The sequence below is a fragment of the Kineococcus indalonis genome, assembly GCF_009906395.1.
Lineage (GTDB): Bacteria > Actinomycetota > Actinomycetes > Actinomycetales > Kineococcaceae > Kineococcus > Kineococcus indalonis.
In genome coordinates this window covers 1-622 of sequence record NZ_JAAALM010000965.1, presented here as the reverse complement: position 1 = coordinate 622, position 622 = coordinate 1, and the positions used below count along the sequence as shown (strand labels likewise).

1 protein-coding gene is annotated in these 622 nt (G+C 74.9%); it reads left to right on the top strand.

The window, feature by feature from the left end; translation table 11 throughout:
* Positions 1-118: 118 nt before the first annotated feature.
* The coding region (locus GTR00_RS25300; RefSeq protein WP_166613637.1) for a TetR/AcrR family transcriptional regulator at positions 119-622 on the top strand (504 nt) is incomplete at its 3' end.

The window sequence follows — 622 nt, the reverse complement described above, 5'->3', positions numbered from 1 at the left end:
GTGCGGGGCGCGGGTGCTGCGGGGGTGCTCACGGGGTCCCTCGGTCGGGCGGGTCGGTCGGCTCCACGCGACTGTACCGTCCAGACGGTACAGTCGCTCTCGGATTAACCTCCACGACGTGCCGAGCCTTCCCCCCACGCGCGAGAAGCTCCTGGACGCCTTCAGCGAGCTGCTCGTCACCGCCGGCGTGCGCGCCGCCACCCTCGACGCCGTGGCCGCCGCCGCCGGCGTCTCCAAGGGCGGGCTGCTGTACCACTTCGGGACCAAGGACGCCCTCGTCGACGGGCTGCTGGAGCGCTTCCGCGGCCTGGCCGCCGACGACGTGCACGGCATGCGCACCGCCCCCGGCGGAGCCGTCGACTACTACCTGCGCACCTCCGTCGTCCCGCGCGACGACCCCCTCTCGCGCACCGGCATCGCCGTGCTGCACCTGGCCCAGGTGGGCGACGCGCGCGCCGCCGAGGTCTTCACCGCCGCCACCGAGGACTGGCGCGCCGCCATCGAGGAGCAGGTCGGCGACCGCGTGCTCTCCCGCGTCGTGCAGCTCGTCGGCGACGGCCTGTGGGCCGGCTCCTCCATCGGCGACGTCGCCGACGAGCTGCACGACGCGGGAGAGCACGCG